Origin of the sequence: Methanoculleus sp. SDB (assembly GCA_001412355.1) — an archaeon.
Classification (GTDB): domain Archaea; phylum Halobacteriota; class Methanomicrobia; order Methanomicrobiales; family Methanomicrobiaceae; genus LKUD01.
The window spans coordinates 32,681-56,698 of record LKUD01000047.1 but is presented as its reverse complement, the minus strand read 5'-3'; the positions used below and the strand labels follow the sequence as shown (position 1 = coordinate 56,698).

Genomic DNA, 24,018 nt, shown 5'->3' with positions numbered 1-24,018 from the left:
CACTACTCCCATGTGTATTTATTCGCAAACGGACGGGCACTCGCAGGGCCGATCCGCGTGTAGTCGGCATTGACAAGCGTCTCGGCATCGCTGTCATACAGGCGGCAATACTCCTCGATGTAAGGGCGGATACGATCACGATCCACGTCCGTGAAAGGAAACTTTTTTGCACCCACTCCGAGGAACCAGTCATCCACAAAACCGCGGATAAAGATTTCACCGCCGTGAATGCCGCTCCCGATCCCCCGTTCGGTGACCGCCGGCAAAGCGCCAATGCCGAGCACGAGCAGGAGACCGCCCGCCATGTATTCTCCGAGGAATGCACGGGGCGAGCCGCCGACAACCAGCACCGGACGCTTATCACGATATGCCTTCATGTGGATACCCCCGCGGTAACCGATATCATCACGGACGAACACTTCACCGCCCCGCATACTGTGCCCGACAGCGTCCCCGGCGCTGCCGTGGATGACAATCCTGCCGGCATCCATGGTATTGCCGGGGGCATGCTCACAGTTCCCGTATACGGTGCAGGTAGGACCGCTCATGAACATGCCAAGATCGCCCCCGGGAACACCCTTCACGATGATCGAGACATTCCCGCGAAGGCCGTTTCCAATAAACCGCTGGCCCAGCACGTGTTCGAGTACAATCTCTTCGGCTCCATCCGCCACCGCTGCGCGGATCATGCGGTTGAGCGGAGTGTAATGCATCCCTGTCGTATCAATAACCACAGTTCTTGCCAAGGCCGTCACGCCCCCACCATCTTCACGTCCAGCACCTTCAGCAGGTTTTCGTCAAGCAGGTAGCCGCGCAGGCGATCCCGGTTGCCGCGAAGGCTTTCGATACTGTTGATGCCTGCAGCACCCATCAGCTCTGCCAGTTCGAGGGTCCATCCGCGAATGAGATTTGCCGCCTGTTCAGCACCGACGTCCGGGTCGAGGCGCCGAACGAGATCCTCCCGCTGGGTGGCAATGCCCCACGGGCAGAGATTCCGGTAACAGCTCCCGCAGACGCGGCACCCGAGCGCCACAAGCGCCGCAGTGCCGATATAGACGGCATCGGCTCCGAGCGCAATGGCCTTTGCCACATCGGCACTCTCCCGGAGGCCGCCGCTCGCAATCACCGACACTTCATTCCGCACGCCCTGCTCACGCAGTTTTTCATCCACCGCCGCAAGCGCAGCTTCAATCGGAAGGCCGACGTGATCCCGGAACACCCGGGGTGCCGCACCGGTACCGCCGCGGAACCCGTCCACGACTACCGCATCCGCGGACGATCGTGCGATACCCGCAGCGATCGCCGCTACATTGTGCACCGCTGCAATCTTGACGAAAACAGGCTTTTTCCATTCGGTTGCTTCTTTCAGGCCTCGCACAAGCTGCGCAAGATCCTCGATGCTGTAGATGTCATGATGCGGGGCGGGACTTATTGCGTCACTGCCCTCCGGAATCATCCGGGTCTGGGAAACATCCGCGGGTACCTTCTCACCCGGCAGATGCCCGCCGATGCCCGGCTTGGCTCCCTGCCCGATTTTTATCTCGATTGCGGCGCCGCGTTCGAGATAATCGATATCGACCCCGAATCGTCCCGACGCGGTCTGAACAATCATGTTGTCCTGGTACGGGTAAATCGCCTTGTGGAGCCCTCCCTCACCCGTCCCCATGAAGGTCCCGGTTTCCTTCGCGGCACGGGCGAGGCTCAGTTGCGCGTTGAGGCTGATCGCTCCGTAGCTCATATGCCCGATCATGATCGGAGTTTCGAGCTGCAGGTTCGGAGCGAGTGTTGTCGCCAGTTCGAGATCGCCGGCGGGATTGCGTGTAAATTCCAGCTGCCGCGGTTTCTTTCCGATATACGTGCGGAGTTCCATCGGTTCGCGCAACGGGTCAATGCTCGGGTTTGTGACCTGGCACGCATCCAGGACGAGGCGATCGAAGATCACCGGATAGTCGAGCACATTGCCCATCCCCGAGAGGATGATGCGTCCCGTGCGCGCCTGATTGTAGATCGCCTCGCGGACTTCCCGGGTCCAGAGAGGATGGCTTCGGTAATCAACCGGTTTTTCCTCCATGGTTATGGCGTCGCGAGGACACATGGCGATGCACCGGTGGCATGCGGTGCACTTTCTCGAGTCAATTGCAATCCGGTCGCCTTCCCGCCTGAAAACACCATACGGGCAGTTTTCGATACACCGCTCGCACAGCATGCAGGCGTCATGGTCCACGGATATCCGGTACCGGACCGGGAGACTTCCGACCGTCATTGCTTCACTCTCCCGATCACCGGTTCTCCGGCACGCGGCATCCAGACCCTGTCCGGATTTGCTTCCATTGTCCGGATCGCAGCCTCCTCGCTCGAAAGGTAGAGGCGGTCGCCCGCCTCCGCGGCAACGAGTGGCCGGAGCTTGATCCGGTCGGTAAATCCGACGATCGCGTCTGGCCGTGCAACAACGATGGCAAACGGACCGTTCATGAGCGCAGGCCCGTAGGCCAGGCGGAGAGCCCTGCTCAGGTGCTGTTGACCGGGTGCCATCCGGTCAATTTCATCCCAGAACGGAGGGGCAAACGCCTGTACCGCAAGTTCGCGGGTTAGTCCGTGTCTCCTGCAGAGCAGGTCGGTGAGATACGCGACGACCTCGGTATCGGTGTACATCGTACATTTGTACCCGTAGCTTTCGATATACCGCCGGTTCGTCCCGTACGAAGTAATCTCCCCGTTGTGCACGACGCTCCAGTCGAGAAGGTTGAAGGGATGGGCTCCTCCCCACCAACCGGGAGTATTGGTCGGATACCGGTTATGCGCGAGCCAGATATACCCCTCGTACTCCTCGATGCGATAGAAATTGGCCACATCCTCGGGCCACCCGGATGCCTTGAAGACGCCGATGTTCTTTCCGGAGGAGAAGATGAGGGCACCGGTGATGCCCGTGTTTACGCGGTTGATGAGATGGATGACGATATCTTCTTCCGGCGATGCCGTACCCGGCATGAGACGTGCGTCGGGTTTATAGAAATACCGCCATGGCGTGTGTTTTTTCCGGAGGCGGGGCTGATCAAATGTCGGAATTTCCTCCTGATGTTCGATGGTTCCCCAGCTCTCCAGTACTGCATCCACTTCCGCCTTCGGCTCCACGATATTGTCAAAAAATACATGCAGGGCGAAACAATCCTTAAAATCCGGGTATACTCCGTAGGCTGCATATCCTGCCCCTTCTCCGCTTCCCCGTTCATTCATGAGGGAGAGGGCGTTTTTGATCGCCTTCCCGTCCAAGAGGGAGCGGCTGCGATCAATCACACTGATAATTCCACACATGATAACCACAATCGTCAGCGATATGGTGACCTCATTGTCATCGCGCTGCCTATAGTTTGCTAAAGAAACTATAAATAGCAATGGGTAGAAGTTATCTTCCATTATGTCGACAGACGCGATCTCAACAATGCTTGAGAGAATTGAAAAAGATGGCGTGGAGTTCATCAGACTTCAATTCTCCGACCTTCAGGGGCATCCAAAAAATGTCGCCATTCCGGTTTGCCAGGCAGAAAAAGCTCTTTCCGATGGAATCGGGTTCGATGGTTCATCAATCCAGGGCTTTGTTCGGATCGAGGAATCGGATATGATCCTCAAACCCGATCCCGCAACGTACAGCATCCTGCCTTGGAGAAAGGGAGTGGCGAGGTTTATTTGCGACGTCCACAAGGCAGATAATACACCCTTTGAGGGCGATCCCCGTTATGTCCTGAAGAAGGTACTTGCCGACGCCGCTCAGGAAGGGTATGTATTCAACACCGGTCCCGAACTTGAGTTTTTCCTCTTCAAACTGATCGACGGTAAGCCCACGACAGAGTTTCAGGATCTGGGCGGCTACTTTGATCTCGCTCCCACCGACCTTGCGGAGAACGTACGGCGCGATATCATTCTCGCCCTGACCGATATGGGCTTTGAGATCGAGGCGTCCCACCATGAAGTTGCGGAAAGCCAGCATGAGATCGACTTCAAGTACGGTGACGCACTGACGACTGCCGACAACGTGATTACGTTCAAGTTCGCGACAAAGACCATCGCACTCATGAACGGGCTGCATGCCACCTTCATGGCAAAGCCTGTCTTCGGCATCAACGGCAGCGGGATGCATACCAACTGTTCACTCTTTAAAGACGGTAAAAATGCCTTCTTTGACCCCGTGGGACCGCGCCAGCTCTCCGATACGGCACATTACTTCATCGGCGGACTCCTGAAGCATGTCAAGGCGATTACCCGTGTGGCAAACCCGACGGTCAATTCGTACAAACGGCTCGTACCCGGGTATGAGGCTCCGGTCTACATCAGCTGGAGCGGCGCAAACAGAAGCGCCCTCTGCCGGGTACCCGCACCACGCGGAAACAGCACCCGTGTCGAGTACAGGAGCCCCGATCCCACGTGTAATCCGTACCTGACGTTTGCGATAGTTCTCGCTGCCGGCCTCGACGGCATCCGAAACAAAATCGCTCCTCCGGAGAGTCTTGACCGGAATATTTTCCATATGACCCAGGAGGAATCGGATAGACTCGGCATAGAGACTCTTCCGGGCGACCTCATAACGGCCAATACGCACCTGCTTGCAGACCCGGTGCTCTGCACTGCGCTCGGCGCCCATGTAGTGGAGAATCTCAACGTTATTGCCCAAACAGAGTGGGATTCATTCCGCACTGCTGTCCACCCCTGGGAAGTTGCGAAGTACTTGAATTATTAATGCATCCTTCTTTTTATATGGCAGGATACTTCCTGCTTTCAGAAGAAAAATCCTTCACTGTGACGCCATTCCCGCAATCTAAGAATAAATAGAAGCGAAGGGAATATTCACCCACTATGGTACATGATGAGATCACCAGAACTCTCGATCGGCTTGAGATCGACGAGGTGCGGTTCATCCGCCTCCAGTTTTCGGATATCCAGGGGATGCCGAAAAATGTTGCAATCCCAATAAAACAGGCGGAAAAAGCATTAACGGACGGGATCGGATTTGATGGTTCGTCCATCGAGGGATTTGCCCGCATTGAGGAGTCGGACATGGTACTGCGGCCCGATCCCTCGACATACAGCCTCCTGCCGTGGCGAAGGGGTACCGATACCGTGGCACGGTTTATCTGTGACGTGCACATGCCGGACGGGAGGCCCTTTGACGGTGACCCCCGCTATGTCCTGAAGAAAACCCTCGCCGAGGCAGAAAAGATGGGATATGTCTTCAACACGGGACCGGAGCTCGAATTTTTCATCTTTAAAATGCTGGACGGGAAGCCGAGCCTCGAGTTTCAGGATACGGGTGGGTATTTCGATCTCGCCCCGACCGATCTCGCGGAGAATGTCCGGCGTGACATCGTCCTTGCCCTGACCGAGATGGGATTCGACATCGAAGCGTCTCACCATGAAGTTGCGGAGAGCCAGCACGAGATTGACTTCAAGTACAGTGACGCGCTGAATACCGCCGACAATGTCATCACCTTTAAATTTGCCACGAAAACCATCGCGCTTTTAAACGGCCTGCATGCCTCGTTCATGGCGAAGCCGATTTACGGGATCAACGGAAGCGGCATGCATACGAACGCTTCTCTCGCCCGCGACGGGAAGAACGCATTCTTCGATCCCGACGCTCCCAGGCAGCTCTCGCCAATCGCGCTCCAATTCATCGCCGGAGTGCTCGCCCATGTCAAGGGCATCACACGGCTCGCAAACCCGACGATCAACTCATACAAACGGCTGGTTCCGGGCTATGAAGCCCCGGTTTATATCTCGTGGAGCGCTTCGAACCGCACCGCCCTCATCCGGGTCCCTGCGCCGCGTGGAAACAGCACCCGCATCGAGCTCCGGAGCCCGGATCCGACATGCAATCCGTACCTGACATTCGCGGCAATCCTCGCGGCAGGGCTTGACGGTATAAAGAACGGGATGGAAGCGCCGCCCAGCACCGATACGAACATCTTCCGGATGTCCGCGGCCGAGCGCGACGCGGCAGGCATTGAAACCCTCCCCGGCGATCTCAGAACCGCAAACAGCCACCTGCTCAAAGACGATGTGCTCTGTACCACGCTCGGTCCGCATGTGGTGGAGGGGCTCGCCAATATTGCGGAGATTGAATGGGATCTGTTCCGCACCGCGGTCCACCCCTGGGAAGTCGGGCAGTATTTAAACTATTAAAAGGAAATTTTTTTTTCTGCGTTATATTTATATGTGGTGGAAACTAACTTCCTTCTTGTAAAATTAAAGACCCTCTTAGCACCAGGGTCAGCTACCAACTCAGGGGATGAAAAAAATGCCAATCGACAGCGGTGATACCGCATTTATCCTGATTTGCACCGCAATGGTCATGCTCATGACACCCGGTGTCGGGTTGTTTTACGGAGGCATGGTCCGCAAGAAGAACCTGATATCCATGATCGCGCTCGCGTTCATCGCTTTTTCGCTGGTAACCATCCAGTGGACATGTGTCGGATACAGCCTTGCGTTCGGATCCGACATTGGCGGTTTCATCGGCGGGCTGGATTTCCTTGGCCTCACCGGCGTGGGGATGGACGGTGAAGGAATCCCCGATTTGCTTTTCATGGCCTTCCAGCTCGTCTTTGCCGGGCTCACTCTGGCCATCCTGACATCGGGTATAGCCGAGCGCATCAAACTCGGTTCGTTCATCGTCTTCGGGCTGCTCTGGACGACGCTCGTCTATGATCCCCTTGCCCACTGGGCATGGGGCGGCGGATGGGCGGCAACACTCGGAGCTCTTGACTTTGCAGGCGGTACGGTCGTTCACATCAGTTCCGGGTTCGGGGCGCTCGCGCTTGCTCTCGTCATCGGCAAGCGGGTGGGTTTCGGACAGTACAGCATGGAGCCCCACAACATCCCGATGACACTCCTCGGCGGCGCACTCCTCTGGTTCGGCTGGTTCGGATTCAATGCGGGGAGTGCGCTCGCGGCGAACGGACTTGCCGCAAGCGCCTTTGTCGTCACGAACATCTCGGCTGCAGCCGGCGCACTCGCCTGGATGGGTGCATCATGGATCAACGGCAAACCGAGTTCGCTCGGCATGATCAGTGGAGGATTAGCCGGACTCGTGGCAATTACACCCGCCGCAGGATTCGTCAATCCCCTGGCGGCAATTGTCATCGGCGTGGTTGCCGGGCTGCTCTGTTACGCGGCACTGCTCTTCCGCGTCCGGAAAGGGCTTGACGAAAGCCTTGATGCGTGGGCCGTCCACGGCATGGGAGGCCTCTGGGGTGCGCTTGCGACCGGTATCTTCGCCACTGCCGCAATCGGCGGTGTCGACGGCCTTATCTACGGCAATCCCGGACAATTCGTCATACAGGCAATCGATGCGTTCGTCGCTATGGGGTACGCGTTCGGTGTGACACTGGTCCTCGCCAAACTGGTCGATATGACCATCGGACTGCGTGTTACCGAAGAAGAAGAATATGTCGGCCTGGATATCGCCCAGCACGGCGAATCCATCAGTGCATGAGGTGCATTCCATGAAAAAAGTCGAAGCAATCATCCGGCCGGAAAAGCTGGAACAGGTGAAGAGAGCCCTTGAAAAAAGGGGATTCTTCCCCATGACCGTCACGGAGGTTCGCGGGCGGGGCGCCCAGAAAGGGATCTGCCTTCAGTTCCGGGGAAAAAAGATAGAGGTGGATCTCATCCCGAAAGTCCGGATCGACATGGTCGTTCCCGACTCCGACGTAACTCCCATCATCGAAATCATCAGGGCAGAGGGACGCACCGGGAAGAATGGCGACGGGAAGATATTCATCACACATGTGGAGATGGTCGCCGCAGTGAGGACCGACGAGATCATTATGGTTTAGGCATAAATTATAAATATAGAAGGAAGAAAACTTCCTTCTATCAATTGTGAGTACCTCCTATGATACCGGACAGTGGTAATACCGCCTTTATACTGATCTGCACTGCTCTCGTCATGCTGATGACACCCGGCGTAGGACTTTTCTACGGCGGCCTTGTGCGGCGGAAAAATCTCATCTCGATGTTCGCACTCTCATTTGCCGCTTTAGCTATCGTGAGTGTCCAGTGGATATTGTTTGGATACAGCCTCGCATTCGGCCCGGATATCGGTGGCCTTATCGGCAGCCTGGAGTATATTGGTCTGCGGGGTGTGGATTTCTCCGGGGCCGGCATCCCGGATCTCCTGTTTATGGCATTCCAGATGATGTTCGCAGCCGTGACCCTTGCAATTATCACGTCCGCGGTTGCGGAACGGATCAAACTCAGCTCATTCATCATCTTCGGGCTCCTCTGGACAACGCTCGTTTACGATCCTCTTGCCCACTGGGTCTGGGGAGGCGGATGGATGGCGGCATCAGGAATCCTTGATTTTGCAGGAGGTATCGTTGTCCATATCAGTGCCGGATGGGGTGCACTGGCACTGGCACTGGTTATCGGGAAGCGTGCAGGTTTCGGGCAGTACAGCATGGAGCCGCATAACATCCCCCTGACGCTTCTCGGGGGTGCACTTCTCTGGTTCGGGTGGTTCGGATTCAATGCAGGGAGTGCACTTGCCGCAAACGGCCTTGCAGTAAATGCGCTTATCGTGACAAATACTGCTGCTGCAGCCGGAACTCTTGCGTGGATGGCAGCATCCTGGATAAACGGCAAGCCAAGTTCGATCGGGATGATCAGCGGATCGATAGCCGGGCTGGGTGCCATCACTCCTGCAGCAGGTTTCATCGATCCGATCGGTGCGGTGATCATCGGTGCCGTTTCCGGACTTCTCTGTTATTATGCCCTTCTCTGGCGCCTCAACCGGAGCCTTGATGAAAGCCTCGACGCATGGGCAATTCACGGCGTCGGCGGCGTGTGGGGAACGGTGGCACTCGGAATCTTTGCAGTATCCGGCATCGGCGGGATCACCGGGCTTATCGGTGGTTCCTCAGCCCAGTTGGCCCTCCAGGCAGTGGGTGCGGTGGCAGCGGTCGCCTACGCCTTTGCCGTCACATTCATGATTGCGAAGGCTGTTGACCTGACAATGGGACTCAGAGTGACAGAAGAAGAAGAATATGTGGGGCTTGATATCTCACAGCATGGTGAATCGATCTACGTGTGAGGAACCATGAAAAAAATTGAAGCGATTTTCCGCCCGGAAAAACTCGATGACGTAAAAACAGCCCTTGCAGAGAACGGGTTTTTCCCCCTGACAGTGTCAGATGTACGGGGCAGGGGTGCACAGAAGGGCATCCAGCTGCAGTACCGCGGTAAAATGATGGAAGTCGACCTGATCCCGAAGATAAAGATCGAGATGGTCATCCGTGATGACGATGTTCCGAAGGCAATCGGAACCATCAGAGCGGCGGCACGAACAGGCAGATACGGGGACGGGCGTATATTTGTCATTCCCGTTGAACTCTCCGCCATGGTGCGGACCGGGCTATTCGTGTCCGAGTAACCGGGACGACTTTCCGGCAGGATGATGTGGCTGTCCGCCTGCCGGGGATCTCTCCTCACCCCCGCACAGGGCGGGGCTGGTGGACCCGTCGATGTTGGGGGATTGGGAAAATGCCGGCAGGGAGGATACCGATATGAACACATGTGATGAAATTCTCCGTGATCTGAACGATGAGAACTGGCGCATCCGCAGTGAGGCGGTTGCACGGATCGGAAGAATCCGGCATCCCGAAGAGATACTGAAATTAATTGCTCGTATACGCCATCAAAAATGGTATATCCGTGAAGCCGTCGCTCACGGACTCGGAGGACATCCGCATCCGGCAGCAGGCGTTGCTCTCGAGCGTTCGTTGTACGAGCACCGCTGGTTTATCAGGGAGGCGGTGTCCGCACTCACGCGCGCAGGCAGGCGGCTTCCGGTTGCACCGCTTGCGGCAGCGATCGGTGATGATGACCCGTCAATCCGGGCGATGGCCGCAGCCGGACTCGGCATGGCAGGCGGGCATGACGCCGTCGTCGCACTGGCAGGGGCGCTGTCTGATCCGGATACGGCGGTTCGGGTCAGGGCCGCCCAGGCTCTCGGGGCCACAGGCGACATTGAAGGTATGGATGCCCTTATCCGGGCTCTGAAAGACCCTGAACCGGAAATACGCAGTGCTGCGGCCCATGCACTGGGCATTCTCGGGTGTGCGGACGCATGCACACCGCTCCGGGAGGCACTCGCCGACGAAAACAGGCGCGTGAGACGGGCATGCGAGATCGCAATGGATAACCTCCGGCACGCAACAAAACATCATCAGCCTTAACCGCGAATATCACACCCGGAAGCAATTATGACGCCCATTCGCGGACTACTCCTCGATATCGATGGTGTGCTGCAGGTCGGCGGAAAACCCGTACCCGGATCTTCCCGCACACTCGATACCCTGCATGCACGGAAAATCCCGTTCCGGTGCCTCTCCAACACAACTCGGAAATGCCGCGCCGCAATCGCCGCCACGCTTCGTGATATGGGGCTTTTCGTACCGGAAAGCCATATCGTCACCCCCGCTGCCGCAGCAGCGTCTCTTCTTGCCGAAAGAGGTCAGAAACGGTGTCTCCTGCTCACAACAGGGGATGCAGCCCGTGATTTTAAGGCGGAGGGAATCATCGACACTGACGACAATCCCGATGCGGTGGTGATCGGTGATGCCGGGGATGCCTTTACCTACGCATCCATGAACAGGGCATTCCGTGCTGTGCTGGACGGCGCAGCCTTTATCGCACTCGAAAAGGACCGGTACTGGATGGATTCCGACGGGCTCTCCCTCTCGGCCGGCCCGTTTGTCCGTGCCATTGAGTTTGCCGCAGGGAACGAGGCCGAACTGGTAGGAAAACCATCGCCGGCATTTTTCGCCCGCGCGCTGGACGCACTCGGAACTGCACCGGAGGAGACCCTGATGGTCGGCGACGATGTCGTGACCGACATCGGGGGCGCACATCGTGCGGGAATGCGAGGATTTCTGGTCCGCACCGGCAAATTCAGAGAAGAGCAGGCCGCAACTGCAGTGCCCGCCCCGGACCGGATCATCGAATCGATTGCCATTCTTCCGGATTTCCTCTGAAGCACCCGAAATCAGCGCCGGATGAGGTGTTTTTTCCTCTCCTCAAGCACAGGGATTCTTTTCTCGACAGGCAGGGGTATCCCGGTACAGGGATCATGACCGAGATACCAGCATGCCGTCGCACGGGTCAGCGGCGAGGGGGTAAAGATCTGGAACTGGCTCCCCGCAAGGCCGCAATCACGGAGAAACCGGACCGTTTCCTTCGCCTCAGCCTCCCCTTCCCCGGGATGGCCCACGATGATATAGGGAATGAGATATTTCCTGATTCCTTCCCGGCGCGCAAGACGATCAAACCGTTCCTTAAAAGCACAGAAAACACCGGTTCCCGGCTTGTTCATGGCAGCGAGCACCGAATCGGATCCTGATTCGGGCGCAACCTTCAACTGCCCGGGTATGTGGTGCCGGAGCAGGCGGAGAAGCAGCGCATCGTCAAGGAGCACCGGATCAAACCGGACTCCTGAAGAGACCAGTACGTGCCGGACACCTGCCACATTGCCGACCGCGCCGAGGAGAGAGCCGTATTCAGCCGTTCCGGACACCAGGTTCTCGCAGGCGTCGCCGCGCTGAAGACAGTCCGGGCGGTCGCAGCCCCCGATTCGGCACCGGGATGCATACATGTTTGCCGAGGGGCCGCCCACATCCGAAATGGTGCCGGAAAAATCCTTCATTGCCGCAATCGCCGCCGCTTCGCGGAGCACCGATGCAGGGCTGCGGGAGACGATTTCAGCCCCCTGGTGCGCGGCAATGGCACAGAAGGCGCAGCCCCCGAAACAGCCCCGGTGTGCCGTAATCGAATCACGTATCATGGTATATGCCGGGATCTCGTGTTCATACCGGGGATGGGGGCGCCGCATAAACGGTAGATCGTAGACGGCGTCGAGTTCGGCGGTAGTCAGGCGTCGGCGCGGGAACTGCACGAGAAAACGGCTGTCCTGCTGCTGTGCCAGCAGCCGCCGGTCATAATTCCGGTAAAATGAGCAGAATGCACGGGCAAATGCTGCCGTATCGGATGAAACAGCAGAATAGGAGGGAAGAAGGATTGGATCGCCAGGCACGTCCGCTTCCTTCCGGACACCGGCGGTGCCGGCAATGACGCATTCCCGGAGAGCGTCTCCGGCCTCCAGTGCCCGCACCGCATCACGGAGCGCATATTCCCCGGGGCCGTATACGAGCAGGTCCGCCTTTGCATCGAAGAGAATGCTGCGCCTGACCGAGTCGCTCCAGTAATCATAATGAGCGATGCGCCGGAGAGATGCCTCGATGCCTCCGATGATAAGGGGCACCTCCCGGCATACCGAGCGGATCTGGCTGCAGTAGACCGTTATCGTCCGGTCCGGTCGAATCCGATATTTTTTTCCGTCACCCGGTTTCGAGAAGAACGGATCGCCATTTTCAGAGAAGAGATCTTCCCGCCGCGGTTTTTTATTTGCCGTGTAATTCAGCACCAGCGAGTCCATATTGCCGCCCGAAACGGCAAACGCAAGACGGGGAATGCCGAGCTCGAGGAAGCTCCCCGGGTCGCGCCAGCGGGGCTGGGCGAGAATTCCTACCCGGTAGCCGTCCGCCTCAAGGAACCGCCCGAGGATCGCCATTGCAAACGACGGGTGATCCACATACGCGTCAGGGGTAACGATGATCACATCGCACCGGTCCCAGCCCCGGCGGGCCATCTCCGCGCTGCTGGTCGGTAGAAACATGCCGCTCTTTCCTGAATACGGTAGGGCGGATCGGGAGAAAAAAGGATGTTTGAAAGGTGGGTGCGGTCACCCGTCGAGAATTTCGAGCGCTTCGTCCCGGTATGCATTCATCACGTAGGGGATGCCCGATATCTCCGAAGCCTCCTCCGTCAGTGCCATCACGTCGCCGCGTGAAACGGACTTGAGGCTCCAGTTCCGGCTGCCCGCCATGATCTGCTGAAGGCCGGTCTTGAACCGCTGCGAATAGGTGTACAGGCCGATGGCGCCGAGCGGAATTTCCTTCATTCTCTCGCCGTATTTCTCCTTCACCTCTTCGTAGGAGACGAAGATCTCCTCCACCGTCGAGCCGTACTTCGAGACCGTTTTCGGGAGCTCGCCCGCTTCGAGCCATTTCCCGATGTTCTTGCCGACCATGCCGGGGATCATCAGTCCGCGACCCATGCAGACCGCTTTAACGTACGGTGCGCCCATCGCGAGTGCCTTGAAGACATTTGCTTCGTCGGCGAACCCGCCGGCGATGGCGATGTCCGGGACACGCATGCCCTTCTGTTTCAGGATCTCGCAAAACTGGTACGTGAGCGCCTGGATATAGAACGTCGGGATACCCCACTCGTTCATCATCGGCCACGGGCTCATGCCGGTGCCGCCCGGTGCGCCGTCGATCGTCAGCAGATCAATTTTTGCCTCCGAGCTGTAGCGAAGCGCCATGGCAAGTTCTTTCATGGAATAGGCGCCGGTCTTCAGCGTCACGCGCTTGAAACCGATATCACGCAGGCGGTCGACCTCCTCGAGGAATCCTTCCTTCGTAATAAAGCCCAGCCGGGAGTGCCTCTCGAACTCCTTAATCGCACCGTCTTCAAAGGCTTTCTGGATGTCGGGGCGTGTGGGATCCGGAAGAACGATATAACCGCGGTTCTTGAGTTCGGTTGCACGCGAGAGTGAATTTACCTTGATCTCGCCTCCGATACACTTCGCACCCTGGCCCCACTTCAGTTCGATTGTCTGGAGGTTGTGCTTGTGGGAGACGTATTCCGCGGTTCCAAGCCGGGTGTCCTCCACATTCATCTGCACGAGAATTTCACCGTATCCTTCGTGGAAGCGGCGATATGTTTCGATACGGCGGTCCATCTCGGGCGATTCGGCAACCTTGTGATTGTGGTCGAACTTGAGGCCGGGGTCGATGCCGCAGACGTTCTCTCCGCATACGAGCGTGATGCCGGAGATGGCGGCGCCGATGGCGAACTCTTCCCAGTTCTTTCGTGCAATTTCGGTCGAGCCGAGTGCTCCGGTAAAGATCGGAAGACGCATCGGCACTTTCAGATCCCATCCATACGACGTCTCGGTATTGACATCGTCAAAGACTGCCGTATCGGGGCCAATCTCAACGCCATCGGGAAGGCCGCGTGCACCCACGGCGTACCCCTGAATATTGATGTGAGAATAGTCGACCGGATAGTTCTTGTCGGCACCGGCGGTAATTTCTCCGAACGGACCGGGGTACAGCACTTCACGGCCACGGAACGACGATAACCAGATTTCGCAGCTACCCTTGCACCCATCGACACACCGGGTACAGATACCCGAGACAGGGGCGACATTCCGGGAACGGTTTGATGTCCCTATCGCTTCATTTGCATTTGGCTGTCTAAGATTCATTGAATCTCTCCTCTTTTCAGGTTGAATAGTACCTGACAATCAGGAAAAATGTTTGCAGGTCGAACGAGTGACCATCCGGACCATAGTATTTCGTATTAAAATAAAGACTTATAAGCCCTTTCCTTCTATCCGTATAAAAAGTTTATTGAAATCAGCGGCCATCAGGCCGTTTCCCCGGTTTTAAGGGACCAATATACCGGTACATCTCCGAAAAGACATGGCCTTCGGTCCGGGAGGACCGGGTAGATATGCGCGGACGGCTGTTTCGATTCACTCGCCGTTTTCGAGCTGCGGTTCGAGCATCAGCCCGCCAAAAATGATCTTTTCAAGAATCTGCCCGACATATTTAATCTTCTGGGTCTGCTCCATGTCCTCGTACCGGTGGATATCCGCATACACCTGCAGGCGCACGAGGGCAAACCGGAGGCGGTCGGGGCCATCATCGCCAAGACTGAGCGCCTCGCGATAGACGGGCTCGATAAAAAAGGGAAATGCCTGGAAATTCTCAATGCAACGCACAATATCAGCGTAAATGCTCATTGGCTCCCCGTTGCCTCTGAGAATGTCCATATACTCCATATCAGTCCTGTATCTGCTTGAGAAGGGTATTTAACACTTCGTCCACATGCGCCCATGTGGGATTCGATTCGTCCATGCCCTGGCGGCGGATGATAAAGGGACGGCCTTCATCACCCGCTTTTCGCATTTCGGGATCCATGGGAATTCTGCCGAGATAGGGAACGCCAAGTTCCTCCGCAGCCTTTTTCCCCCCGCCCATGCCAAAGAGGTCAATCTCTTCCCCACAATGGGGACAGATCATGCCGCTCATGTTCTCGATGACGCCAAGAACCCGGAGGCCAATCTTTTCGATAAACCGGACAGCCTTCCCGGAGTCGAGGATTGCCACATCCTGCGGTGTGGTCACAATCACAGCACCGGCAATATTCGGTGCAAGCTGGGCGACAGACAGCACTTCATCGCCCGTGCCGGGCGGGAGGTCGACGACAAGATAATCGAGAGAACCCCATGCAACGTCCTCGAGAAACTGCCGGATTGCTGTCATTTTCATCGGTCCGCGCCAGATAACAGGTGTGCTTCGATCCGGAAGCAGGAATGCCATGGATACGACACCCAGCGTGCCGGTGATTCGCACGGGATCGATATGCTTTCCGTCGAGGGACGAGAGTTTTTTATCCTCGATCCCGAGCATGATCGGGATGCTCGGTCCGTGAATGTCAAGGTCGACCAGCCCGGTATTGTACCCCCGGTTGGACAGGGACATGGCGAGGTTGGCCGCGACCGTGCTCTTCCCGACGCCACCCTTGCCGCTCAGGACAAGAATGACGTGCCTGACATCCATGCTCACTTTCTCCGGCAGTCCTGTCTGGGTGTTGCGGGGATCGTCGCATGCATTTGCAGAAGCGCAGGTCTTGCAGTCACCGGTGCAGGGCTCTTGAGTCGTATTTTCTGCCATATTAAATATTCTCCTGATGCTACGTCGGATTTAGCATATATGTTTCATGCGGGCATCATTAAAAGTATAGATGTTTGCATTGACCGCCGCAGGGGAATCCGGGTTGTTCACCTGCAACCCGGGCCGTCAAGGGCAGGAGAGTACGGCTTGATATCGATGACCGGTGTTCCGTCAAGCGCATCGACCCCACGAACCTTCAGAACGTTTCCCCGCCGTTCGATCAGCTCGACACATTCGATGCCCACGGGGTTCGGCCGATCGGGTGACCGTGTGGAGAAGACACCCCGTGAAATCCCGGTTCCCGGCGGCGTGGCGGTGAGGGCCGCCCTGTCGGATCGGTCAAACCATGCGAGTACGATGAGGTAGCGGCATGCCTCGATCCCCTCGAGGCCGGGAGTATAGGCATCGTCGATGTGAATCTCACCAACAGTCCCGGCACCGCGTCCCTGCCGGGGCGCATCGCTTCGTGCCCGGAAGGGTGTCCGCATCCTCCCGATCGGAATCAGGGAAAACGACGGGGGCAGCGCCTCGCCGCACCTGCCGGAGTGTCTGTGTGATCGGGCGTGTGCATCGAGGGTCTCATTGCACATCCGGTCCGCGATTGCAATAAAGCTGTCCCATCGGAGAACCGAATGAAACGAAATGCTCCGAAACCTCTGCTCCAGTTCCCTGACCCGTCTGATGAGCGGTACGAGGGAAGGTGCCTTTACCCGGTACTCCCCTTTGACCTGCCGAATGACAAGTTCGCTGTCGGAATACAGCGAAACCGTGGAATATCCGGCCGCAACGGCAGCTTCGAGCGCCGTGATCACCGCAATGTATTCCGCCTGATTGTTCGTGCATTTTCCGATAAATCCCGTATCCCTGGCGATAACCGAATCACCCCGAATGACGAGGTACGCCCATGCCGCGTCCCCGGGATTTCCACGGGAAGCTCCGTCTGTATAGATCCGAACGGGACCGTCATCGCTCATGGCGTAACCTGGGTTACGGTATAAGAAAAGGGTCCCGTTTCATGCAGCCGGCCTCACCCGACACCACGTCCGGGGGAGCATGCGGGAAAGGGACGCGGTGTCATTTCCCGTCAGGGGAATACAGGGGACAATTTCGGGCGTATCGGCTACAGCGGCCCGTGTCCGCCGGCCGGAGGGCAGCACCGCTATGACATCACGATATATGGGATCGATACGGATCCCGATCTCCCCGCGGGGGCCGCACGCATAGAGTTCCGTAAAGGCTTTGTGAGAGCAGGGCACCCATTCGGTGATCCATTCGTCCGCGACGGCAGATCAGCGTCTGATTCCCGATCGGACAGGCATAAATCCGGAAAAGCACCATCCTTTTTCTTTCCATAAACAGGTGCTATTAAGTCCGATTAAGTAAAGGATTCTACATACGAACCGGAGAGGTTATCCCCGAGGTATCAACCCATGAAACATTTCACCGTAATGTTGGCAAGTGTAATGATTCTCATCCTTTTTTGCATCCCCGTATCGGCCACGGAATCCACATGGAACCTGCGTTCAGGCAATGATGCCATATCTGTAGATATATCCTCCGACGGTCTCTACGGGGCCGCGGGGAGCCTTGACGACACGGTTACCGTATTTACGACGGAGGGAATGGTCCTCTGGACCTATCTGGCAGGCGGGGATGTGCTCACTCTGGAGTTCTCACCCGACGCCGCATATCTGGCGGTCGGCAGTGCGGATAATACGATATCGCTTTTCGGCCTTGACGGGACCAAATTATGGTCATATACAAAGTCAGATGACGTCGTTACACTCTCCTTCGCCTCCGGTGGAGAGTATGTCGCGGTCGGAAGTCTGGACAACACGGTCACCCTGTATGATCTCGCCGGCGAGGCTGTCTGGACGGTAGAGCGTGAGGACGATATCCTTACGGTGGACGCGACCAGCGGCGGAAATTATGTTGCCGCCGGCTCGGCCGACGGAAAGGTGGCACTCATCGACAGGGACGGAATCGTATTATGGGTCTATGATACCGGGGATGCGATTTCCACGGTGGCAACATCAATGAACGGAGGATATGTTGCGGTGGGCAGCCTGGACAATGCGGTTTACCTCTTCGACAGAAACGGCGTTCTCAAATGGAAATACAACTCGGGCGCCGATATCCTGTCAGTCGCGATTACGGAAGACGGCACCCTGATCGCCGCAGGGAGCAGCAACGACAATGTCTACCTCTTCACACAGGACAAAACCCTCGCATGGAAATATCAGGCCGACAGCGATGTGTTCAAGGTCGGGTTTCTCGCAGGAGACCGGTACATCAGTGCCGGCAGTTCAAAAAGGATCATGCTCTTCGATACGGACGGCAGTATTGCATGGGAGCAGACCCTCCCGGCAGATATCCTCGCATACGCTGTCGCGGACGACCTGCGGTTCATGCTTGCCTCCCTTTCCGACGCTCTCACCTATGTCTATCCCGTAATTCTTCCCACGGAATCACCGGCCGTCACGGCGACGAGTGAACCGGAAGCCGGGATGACCGTTCCGGAGACCGTCACCAGTACACCTTCCGTCACCTCCCGGACTACATCGGCGGAATCAAACGGCGATTCCTTCCCGCTCCTGCCTGTCCTGGCACTCATCCTCGTTGTTGGCGGCGGTGCGGCATATCTCCTGACCCGGAAACGTGAACCGGAAAGCCGTCCGGTCGAACAACCGTCATTTCTCGAGGTGGATCTGGGAGAAGAAGAGTCGCAACCTGAGGAACTTCCGGCGTCCTCCGAAACCCTGACAGAAGCAGGGGAGGAGCCGGTGGTGGCGGAAGAACCGCCGGAAGTGCCCGCGGCTGCAGAGGAGAAGCCCCGCGAAGAGCCGACCGTCAACGGTCAAACCGCGGAGGATTGGTACAACACAGGAAGGCGGCTCAGTACGGAGGAGAAGTTTGAGGAGGCGATCAGTGCATATGACAAGGCCCTTGCACTCAAGGATACTGATGCCGACACCTGGTACAACAAGGGGTACGCACTCGACTGCATCGGCCGATACGAGGAGGCGGTACATGCCTATGACAGGGCATTGAAAATCAATCCCAATGACATCGACAGCTGGAATAACAGGGGAACGGCGTTGATGGAGCTCAAGCGGTATGAGGAAGGGATCGGGTCTTTTTATAAGGCACTCAAGGTCAATCCGCGGTTCGCCGTAGCGTGGGATAACAAGGGGACGGCACTTCTTGCACTCGGGCGCCCGGATGAGGCAAGAGAGTGTTTCTTAAAAGCCCTCGGCATTGATCCGAAAAATGATGTCTACCGTGCCCACCTGCACCTCACGGAAAAATGAGGCGGTCCTCTTTTTTTTCAGGTGCGGGGAAACGCTCCTTCGATTTTCCGGGGCATTGTAATCTCTTCGAACCGTTTTTCAAAATACCGGTCCGTCATTCCCGCGATATAGTCCCTGACCATTTCCGCGGGGTCGGCGTTCTTCCGGTACCGCGGCGATACCCATGCCTGCCCGATAAACTCCTTGAATATGCGTGAATCCGTGTTTTCCCTGACTACGTCTTCAAGACAGGTCTCAAAGAGTGTCCGGTACATCCGGTCTATCTTCCCCCGTTCCGCGGTGAGTTTCGGATTTTCATAGATATTCAGGGTGCTGAACCGGCGGAGATCGGCGAGTGCCCCGGCGACATCTTCCGAGAAACGAATGTGCGGGTTTCCGTCTGAATCGCTGTTCAGGAGCAAATCCCAGATCAGGGTATCGACTATCATGCCGTTGTCGGTTCCCAGCACACGCGTCCAGTGCCAGCCCTCTTCGTCATCACCCCGGATCAACCCGACTTCGCGGGCATCCTCCAGATCCCTGCCGCTATAGGCGATTGTATCGGCAATGCGCACCACACAGCCTTCAAGGGTTATGGGGTGAAGATCCTCCCCCGCAGCCACACGCTCAAGGCGGCGATCGAACGCTTCAAATCCGCCACAGAGGTCGGGGGCCAGCGCTGTGTCTCCTGATTCACCGTTATGACAGAGGATGCCGTCGAGCACCTGGAGTGTCAGATCCTGATCCTCGATGCTGTCCAGAAACGCCACACTCTGGGCATTGTGGAAAAATCCCCCGATGCCCTGATCCCTGCAGATGCGGGAGAGGCAGTCTTCACCGACATGCCCGTACGGGGCATGCCCTATGTCGTGTCCGAGGGCAATCGCTTCGATGAGATCCTCATTCAGGCGCAGCACACGCCCTATGGTTCGGGCGATCTTTGAGACAAGCTGGACGTGCAGCACCCGGTGAGTGATGTGATCGTTCTGCACAAGATAGAATACCTGGGTCTTGTCGATATAGCGCGTATAGGCCCGGCTGTGAAGGATGCGATCGGCATCCCGGGAATAAGCGGAACGGACATCAGGCTCCTTACGGTTGAAACGGCGGACGGCAGCCTCGCTTTTCTGGGCAAAGGGTGACAGAAGCGATTCCGTTTTCGCACGCTGGCGGTCCGCCTGTTCCCGGATCCTCTGCCGTGCAGTCCCGCGGTCCCGTTCCATTGTACCAGAATTTCGTAGGGACGGAATCATAAGGGTGTCGGCATGGGTGTCCGGAAAGACCACATTACCAGGGACCGACGATGGCAGAATCATCTGCTGCCGCGGGGACGTGCTTAATCTGGTACAGGATCTGCCGGGCATCCCGGAAATTGAACTTTTCGACGATCAGACCGTGATCTTTCAGCCGTCTGATCGCAAACCGCACCGTGCGGGGGGCGATGTCTGCCTGCTGTGCGACTTCCTTGAAGGTCTTGCAGTGACCATCTTCGAGGAGGCCGAGAACAACCTGTGCAGATGGCGGGATAGATCCCGGTACATCGTTCACAGCGTTAACGGGAGGCATGAGAGAATAGTTCACGGGGTTAACTATTAAGGTGTCGGTTTTCATCCGGGCAGTGAGTGCGATAGGAACAAACAACTATCATCATGCCGTACAAAAATCGACGTGTTATGCGCTACACCGTCCTTTGTGACAACAACACGCTGATTGATCGGTATTTCCGCGCGGAACCGGGATTTTCGCTCTGGATCGAAGAAAACGACGCCAGGATTCTCTTTGATACAGGATATTCTGATGTTTTTATCGGGAATGCATGCAGGATGGGCATCCCGCTTCAGGATACCGATTATCTCGTTCTCTCCCACGGGCACATCGACCATACGGGCGGTATGAGCCCGTTCCTCCACCTCCTTGCCGAAAACGACTGGGAAGGCGGGGCCTCGCGGCGCCCGGCCGTTGTCGCACATCCCGATGTGTTCAGCCGGCGTGTACGGGAAGATGCGGGTGATGTCGGATGCGATATATCTGCAGATGTCGTTGCAGGGCGCACCAACCTCACCCTCTCGTCAGCCCCGGTATGGCTCACCGAATCGTGCGTGTTCCTCGGCGAAATACCGCGAAATTTTTCATTTGAGGCGTGGAAACCTCGCGGAAAGCTTCTGACACGTGAGGGCTGGGTTGACGACCGGATTCCGGATGACAGTGCGCTCGCACTCCTTACGCCGGAGGGTCTCGTGATCGTGACGGGATGCTCACATGCAGGGATCTGCTCGGTGATCGACTATGCGATGCAGATCACCGGCGAGGACCGGATTGCGGACGTCATCGGGGGGCTGCACCTTTATAAGGCCTCACCCGATCGCATTCTCGAAACCGCTGAATATCTCGCGGATATAGCTCCCGGAGAGGTACATGCCTGCCACTGCACCGGGCTGCGTGCTCAGGTTGCATTTGCGAATTTCATCAACCTGCAGGAGACGGGTGTGGGGCTGCGCCGCAGCGTTCCGTAACGCGCGCAGGGAGATGCAGCAATGTATATATAATCCGGCGATGAGTCTCCATCCACGACCGGATCGCAGGCCGTCCCGGCAGGGCATCCCTGCGAACCGATGAATTCTGGTGCAGGAGGATGTATCATGCCACGGGTAATTCATTTTGAACTGGCAGCCGATGACCCGGAAAAGACCGCGGAATTCTACCGGAATGTATTCGGATGGAAGAGTGAGAAATGGAACGGGCCACGCGATTACTGGCTTTGCACAACCGGGCCGGAGAGCGAACCCGGCATCAACGGCGCCATTCTCAGAAAAGAGGATACGGTGAGCAACGCGGGCTTCTGCCCCACCATCAGCGTGCCGTCCGTCGAAGCATGTATCGAGGCGGTTGCGGAACACGGGGGCAAGGTCGTCATGCCACGGACACCGGTGCCCGGTATCGGGTACCTTGCATACTGCGCCGATCCGGGCGGCATCGTATTCGGCATCATGGAACGGGACGACTCGGCGTAGAGAACCGGATAGAGATTTATCCTCCGGGGCCGGATAGTACCGCAGATGCATGCACTTTCCGAGATATTTATCCTCGGATTCGCAATCGGCCTGACCGGAGCGCTTGCCCCCGGCCCGACGCTGGTTGCGACGATCAGAGCCGCCCTCCACGACGGGTGGCGTGCAGGCCCGCGGGTGAGTTCGGGGCACATCGCCGTCGAGGCTGGTATTTTCCTGATTATCCTCACCGGCGCGGGAACCGGCATAGCACGGTATACCGGGTTGATCTCCGGTGTCGGTGGCATAGCACTTGTCGGATTCGGGCTCCTGACGCTGAAAGAAAGCCGTGATGCAGCGATTGAACCGCAAACGGCAGGTCTCGCGGGGAGCCCTTTTGCCGCAGGAGCGATGACGAGCGCATCAAACCCGTATTTCTGGCTGTGGTGGGTGACAATCGGGGGCGTTTTTTTGCTGGATGCATTCTCAGGCGGCATCGCCTCTGTCGGTGCCTTTATGGCAGGTCACTGGCTGGCGGATCTCGGTTGGTTCACATTTGTATCCACCGCAATTAGCAGAGGAGGGCGTGTCCTCTCCCCGCCTGCGTACCGGATGATTCTCACTGCCTGCGCGGTGTTTCTGATGGTATTCGGGCTCTCATACCTGGGATCCGCCATCCTTTAGGAGGCAGCCCCGGATCAGGGTATCACTTCGCATCCCTGATATTTTTCATGATGAAAATCTGCTGATGCAATGCGCCCTTCGCTAATAAGTGCGCGTATTTCCGGCAGGACTCCGTTTATCGCCCCCTGAAGGTTCTCAACCGTACAGCGTACGAGCTTTCGCCCCTCATCGGGCCACGGGCGGAGTATGTTTGAATACAGGCACCGGCCGCCGCAGAATTCGAACAGGCTGCAGATAGTGCAGTCACCCTCAACCGGTACTGTCGGCAGTCCGCGCGGATCGGCAGTGGCGATATGCCCGAGATAATAGTCCCGCATTCCGATCATGCACGGGCAGGGTATGATGGTGCCGTCGGTCATGATCGTATAGTTCGCGTGGCCCGATCCGCACCGAAGCGGACTCTGTTTCCCGAGCAGAAGATCTTCGGCCGTCACGAGGAAGGGATACCACTTCGGCACACGGCCTTCCGACCGCATTATATCCAGCCACGCGCGGACGAGCCGCCTGATGCCCGGATTGTAGGAGTTATGGACCCAGGGTGCAAAGGAGCGCAATCCGAAATCATCCCAGAAATTTGCGTCCATCTGCCAGTGGATGGACGAGAATGGACAGGATTCGTTTCCGGCAAGATACCGGACCGCCGCTTCGATGTCGGTAGCCTCGGCAACGGTCATCCGGGCAATCAGCTCACCGGTAAAACCGGCATCCTCCGCATAACGGACACCGTCCATGGCACGGCGGAAGGTTCCCGGTCCCCGGTACAGATCGGTCAGCGCTTCGGGCCCGTCGATAGATACAAAAATGGTTTCAAACCTCTGCACCAGCGCGGGATCGAGGGAGGGGAGGCAGATGCCGTTTGTGTGGAGAAGAAACCGTTTCACCGGCGCCTCCGTAATAATCATCTCCACCAGATCAGACCGCAGCAGTGGTTCTCCGCCGTAAAACGTCAGCGTTGCCTCGGGATCCCGCGCCAGAAAACTGTACAGGATCGCCGGATCGACGCTGAGATCGGGAGGGGGAGTATCGTCGATGGCAATGCCGGGGTCAGTACTCCGGCAGGTTCCGTACATTTTTCCGCGGCAGTAGGTACAGCAGAGGTTGCAGTCGTCGGTAATGATCAGGTTCCAGTTCACGCGAGAATCTCTACAGTAATCTGGCGAGAATGGCGATTAAGGATACGGTGCCGCCACGTACCGATCAGGG

General features: G+C 57.2%; 24 protein-coding genes and 1 pseudogene. 12 read left to right on the top strand and 13 right to left on the bottom strand.

Annotation, left to right across the window (positions count from 1 at the left end; genetic code table 11):
* Positions 1-2: 2 nt before the first annotated feature.
* From APR53_10035 to APR53_10025, 3 genes are read right to left on the bottom strand one after another with little or no spacing between them, the layout of a single operon-like run.
* On the bottom strand, positions 3-713 hold the full coding sequence (locus APR53_10035; GenBank protein KQC04623.1) for a hypothetical protein: 711 nt from the start codon (positions 711-713) through the stop codon (positions 3-5).
* Positions 714-751: 38 nt separating this feature from the next.
* Positions 752-2,263, bottom strand: coding sequence for a glutamate synthase (locus tag APR53_10030; GenBank protein KQC04622.1), 1,512 nt, complete (start codon positions 2,261-2,263; stop codon positions 752-754).
* Positions 2,260-3,312 carry a hypothetical protein gene (locus tag APR53_10025; GenBank protein KQC04621.1) on the bottom strand — a complete coding sequence of 351 codons (1,053 nt, stop codon included), beginning with the start codon at positions 3,310-3,312 and terminating at the stop codon, positions 2,260-2,262. Before APR53_10025 ends, APR53_10030 begins: the two co-directional genes overlap by 4 nt.
* A gap of 103 nt (positions 3,313-3,415) precedes the next feature.
* Between APR53_10025 and APR53_10020 the strand changes: the two genes are divergently transcribed.
* The 8 genes from APR53_10020 (at position 3,416) to APR53_09985 (ending at position 11,027) form a co-directional block, all read left to right on the top strand.
* Positions 3,416-4,732 (top strand): glutamine synthetase, encoded by a 1,317-nt coding sequence (locus APR53_10020; protein ID KQC04620.1) that lies wholly within the window; start codon positions 3,416-3,418, stop codon positions 4,730-4,732.
* Between the two features lie 116 nt (positions 4,733-4,848).
* Positions 4,849-6,174 carry a glutamine synthetase gene (locus APR53_10015; GenBank protein KQC04619.1) on the top strand — a complete coding sequence of 442 codons (1,326 nt, stop codon included), beginning with the start codon at positions 4,849-4,851 and terminating at the stop codon, positions 6,172-6,174.
* A gap of 115 nt (positions 6,175-6,289) precedes the next feature.
* A complete protein-coding gene (locus APR53_10010; GenBank protein ID KQC04641.1) occupies positions 6,290-7,486 on the top strand; it encodes an ammonium transporter in 1,197 nt (398 codons plus the stop codon).
* 10 nt (positions 7,487-7,496) lie between these two features.
* Positions 7,497-7,829 carry a transcriptional regulator gene (locus APR53_10005; protein ID KQC04618.1) on the top strand — a complete coding sequence of 111 codons (333 nt, stop codon included), beginning with the start codon at positions 7,497-7,499 and terminating at the stop codon, positions 7,827-7,829.
* A gap of 59 nt (positions 7,830-7,888) precedes the next feature.
* Positions 7,889-9,085, top strand: coding sequence for an ammonium transporter (locus APR53_10000; GenBank protein ID KQC04617.1), 1,197 nt, complete (start codon positions 7,889-7,891; stop codon positions 9,083-9,085).
* A gap of 6 nt (positions 9,086-9,091) precedes the next feature.
* Positions 9,092-9,424 (top strand): transcriptional regulator, encoded by a 333-nt coding sequence (locus tag APR53_09995; GenBank protein KQC04616.1) that lies wholly within the window; start codon positions 9,092-9,094, stop codon positions 9,422-9,424.
* A gap of 91 nt (positions 9,425-9,515) precedes the next feature.
* On the top strand, positions 9,516-10,229 hold the full coding sequence (locus tag APR53_09990) for a hypothetical protein (protein KQC04615.1): 714 nt from the start codon (positions 9,516-9,518) through the stop codon (positions 10,227-10,229).
* Positions 10,230-10,256: 27 nt separating this feature from the next.
* Positions 10,257-11,027: a haloacid dehalogenase gene (locus tag APR53_09985; protein ID KQC04614.1), complete on the top strand. Its 771-nt coding sequence runs from the start codon at positions 10,257-10,259 to the stop codon at positions 11,025-11,027.
* Positions 11,028-11,038: 11 nt separating this feature from the next.
* Here the strand turns inward: APR53_09985 and APR53_09980 are convergent, their stop codons facing one another.
* The 7 genes and pseudogenes from APR53_09980 to APR53_09950 form a co-directional block, all read right to left on the bottom strand.
* On the bottom strand, positions 11,039-12,724 hold the full coding sequence (locus tag APR53_09980; GenBank protein ID KQC04613.1) for a YgiQ family radical SAM protein: 1,686 nt from the start codon (positions 12,722-12,724) through the stop codon (positions 11,039-11,041).
* 66 nt (positions 12,725-12,790) lie between these two features.
* Positions 12,791-14,380 (bottom strand): glutamate synthase, encoded by a 1,590-nt coding sequence (locus tag APR53_09975; protein ID KQC04612.1) that lies wholly within the window; start codon positions 14,378-14,380, stop codon positions 12,791-12,793.
* Positions 14,381-14,650: 270 nt separating this feature from the next.
* The gene (locus APR53_09970) at positions 14,651-14,959 is read right to left on the bottom strand and encodes a hypothetical protein (GenBank protein ID KQC04611.1); all 309 of its coding nucleotides are present in this window, start codon (positions 14,957-14,959) and stop codon (positions 14,651-14,653) included.
* A 1-nt stretch (position 14,960) separates the two neighbouring features.
* Positions 14,961-15,854, bottom strand: coding sequence for an ATP-binding protein (locus APR53_09965; GenBank protein ID KQC04610.1), 894 nt, complete (start codon positions 15,852-15,854; stop codon positions 14,961-14,963).
* A 107-nt stretch (positions 15,855-15,961) separates the two neighbouring features.
* On the bottom strand, positions 15,962-16,342 hold the full coding sequence (locus APR53_09960) for a tRNA-Thr(GGU) m(6)t(6)A37 methyltransferase TsaA (protein KQC04640.1): 381 nt from the start codon (positions 16,340-16,342) through the stop codon (positions 15,962-15,964).
* Positions 16,343-16,420: 78 nt separating this feature from the next.
* Positions 16,421-16,828: pseudogene (locus APR53_09955) on the bottom strand.
* A 39-nt stretch (positions 16,829-16,867) separates the two neighbouring features.
* Entirely contained in the window at positions 16,868-17,110 is a 243-nt protein-coding gene (locus tag APR53_09950; GenBank protein KQC04609.1) for a hypothetical protein, read from the bottom strand.
* A gap of 207 nt (positions 17,111-17,317) precedes the next feature.
* Here APR53_09950 and APR53_09945 point away from each other — a divergent pair, with 207 nt between their 5' ends.
* Positions 17,318-19,165 carry a hypothetical protein gene (locus tag APR53_09945; GenBank protein KQC04608.1) on the top strand — a complete coding sequence of 616 codons (1,848 nt, stop codon included), beginning with the start codon at positions 17,318-17,320 and terminating at the stop codon, positions 19,163-19,165.
* Between the two features lie 17 nt (positions 19,166-19,182).
* On the opposite strand, the gene APR53_09940 is transcribed toward APR53_09945, so the two are convergent.
* Both APR53_09940 and APR53_09935 read right to left on the bottom strand, forming a co-directional pair.
* On the bottom strand, positions 19,183-20,367 hold the full coding sequence (locus APR53_09940; protein KQC04607.1) for a phosphohydrolase: 1,185 nt from the start codon (positions 20,365-20,367) through the stop codon (positions 19,183-19,185).
* A 64-nt stretch (positions 20,368-20,431) separates the two neighbouring features.
* Entirely contained in the window at positions 20,432-20,710 is a 279-nt protein-coding gene (locus APR53_09935) for a hypothetical protein (protein ID KQC04639.1), read from the bottom strand.
* A gap of 107 nt (positions 20,711-20,817) precedes the next feature.
* Here APR53_09935 and APR53_09930 point away from each other — a divergent pair, with 107 nt between their 5' ends.
* The 3 genes from APR53_09930 (at position 20,818) to APR53_09920 (ending at position 22,815) form a co-directional block, all read left to right on the top strand.
* The gene (locus APR53_09930; GenBank protein ID KQC04606.1) at positions 20,818-21,657 is read left to right on the top strand and encodes a hypothetical protein; all 840 of its coding nucleotides are present in this window, start codon (positions 20,818-20,820) and stop codon (positions 21,655-21,657) included.
* 126 nt (positions 21,658-21,783) lie between these two features.
* Entirely contained in the window at positions 21,784-22,155 is a 372-nt protein-coding gene (locus tag APR53_09925; protein ID KQC04605.1) for a hypothetical protein, read from the top strand.
* Between the two features lie 45 nt (positions 22,156-22,200).
* Positions 22,201-22,815 carry a lysine transporter LysE gene (locus tag APR53_09920; GenBank protein KQC04604.1) on the top strand — a complete coding sequence of 205 codons (615 nt, stop codon included), beginning with the start codon at positions 22,201-22,203 and terminating at the stop codon, positions 22,813-22,815.
* Positions 22,816-22,829: 14 nt separating this feature from the next.
* Here APR53_09920 and APR53_09915 read toward each other — a convergent pair whose 3' ends face one another.
* Complete coding sequence (locus APR53_09915; GenBank protein ID KQC04603.1) at positions 22,830-23,948, bottom strand: radical SAM/SPASM domain-containing protein; 1,119 nt, start codon at positions 23,946-23,948, stop codon at positions 22,830-22,832.
* Positions 23,949-24,018 lie beyond the last annotated feature (70 nt).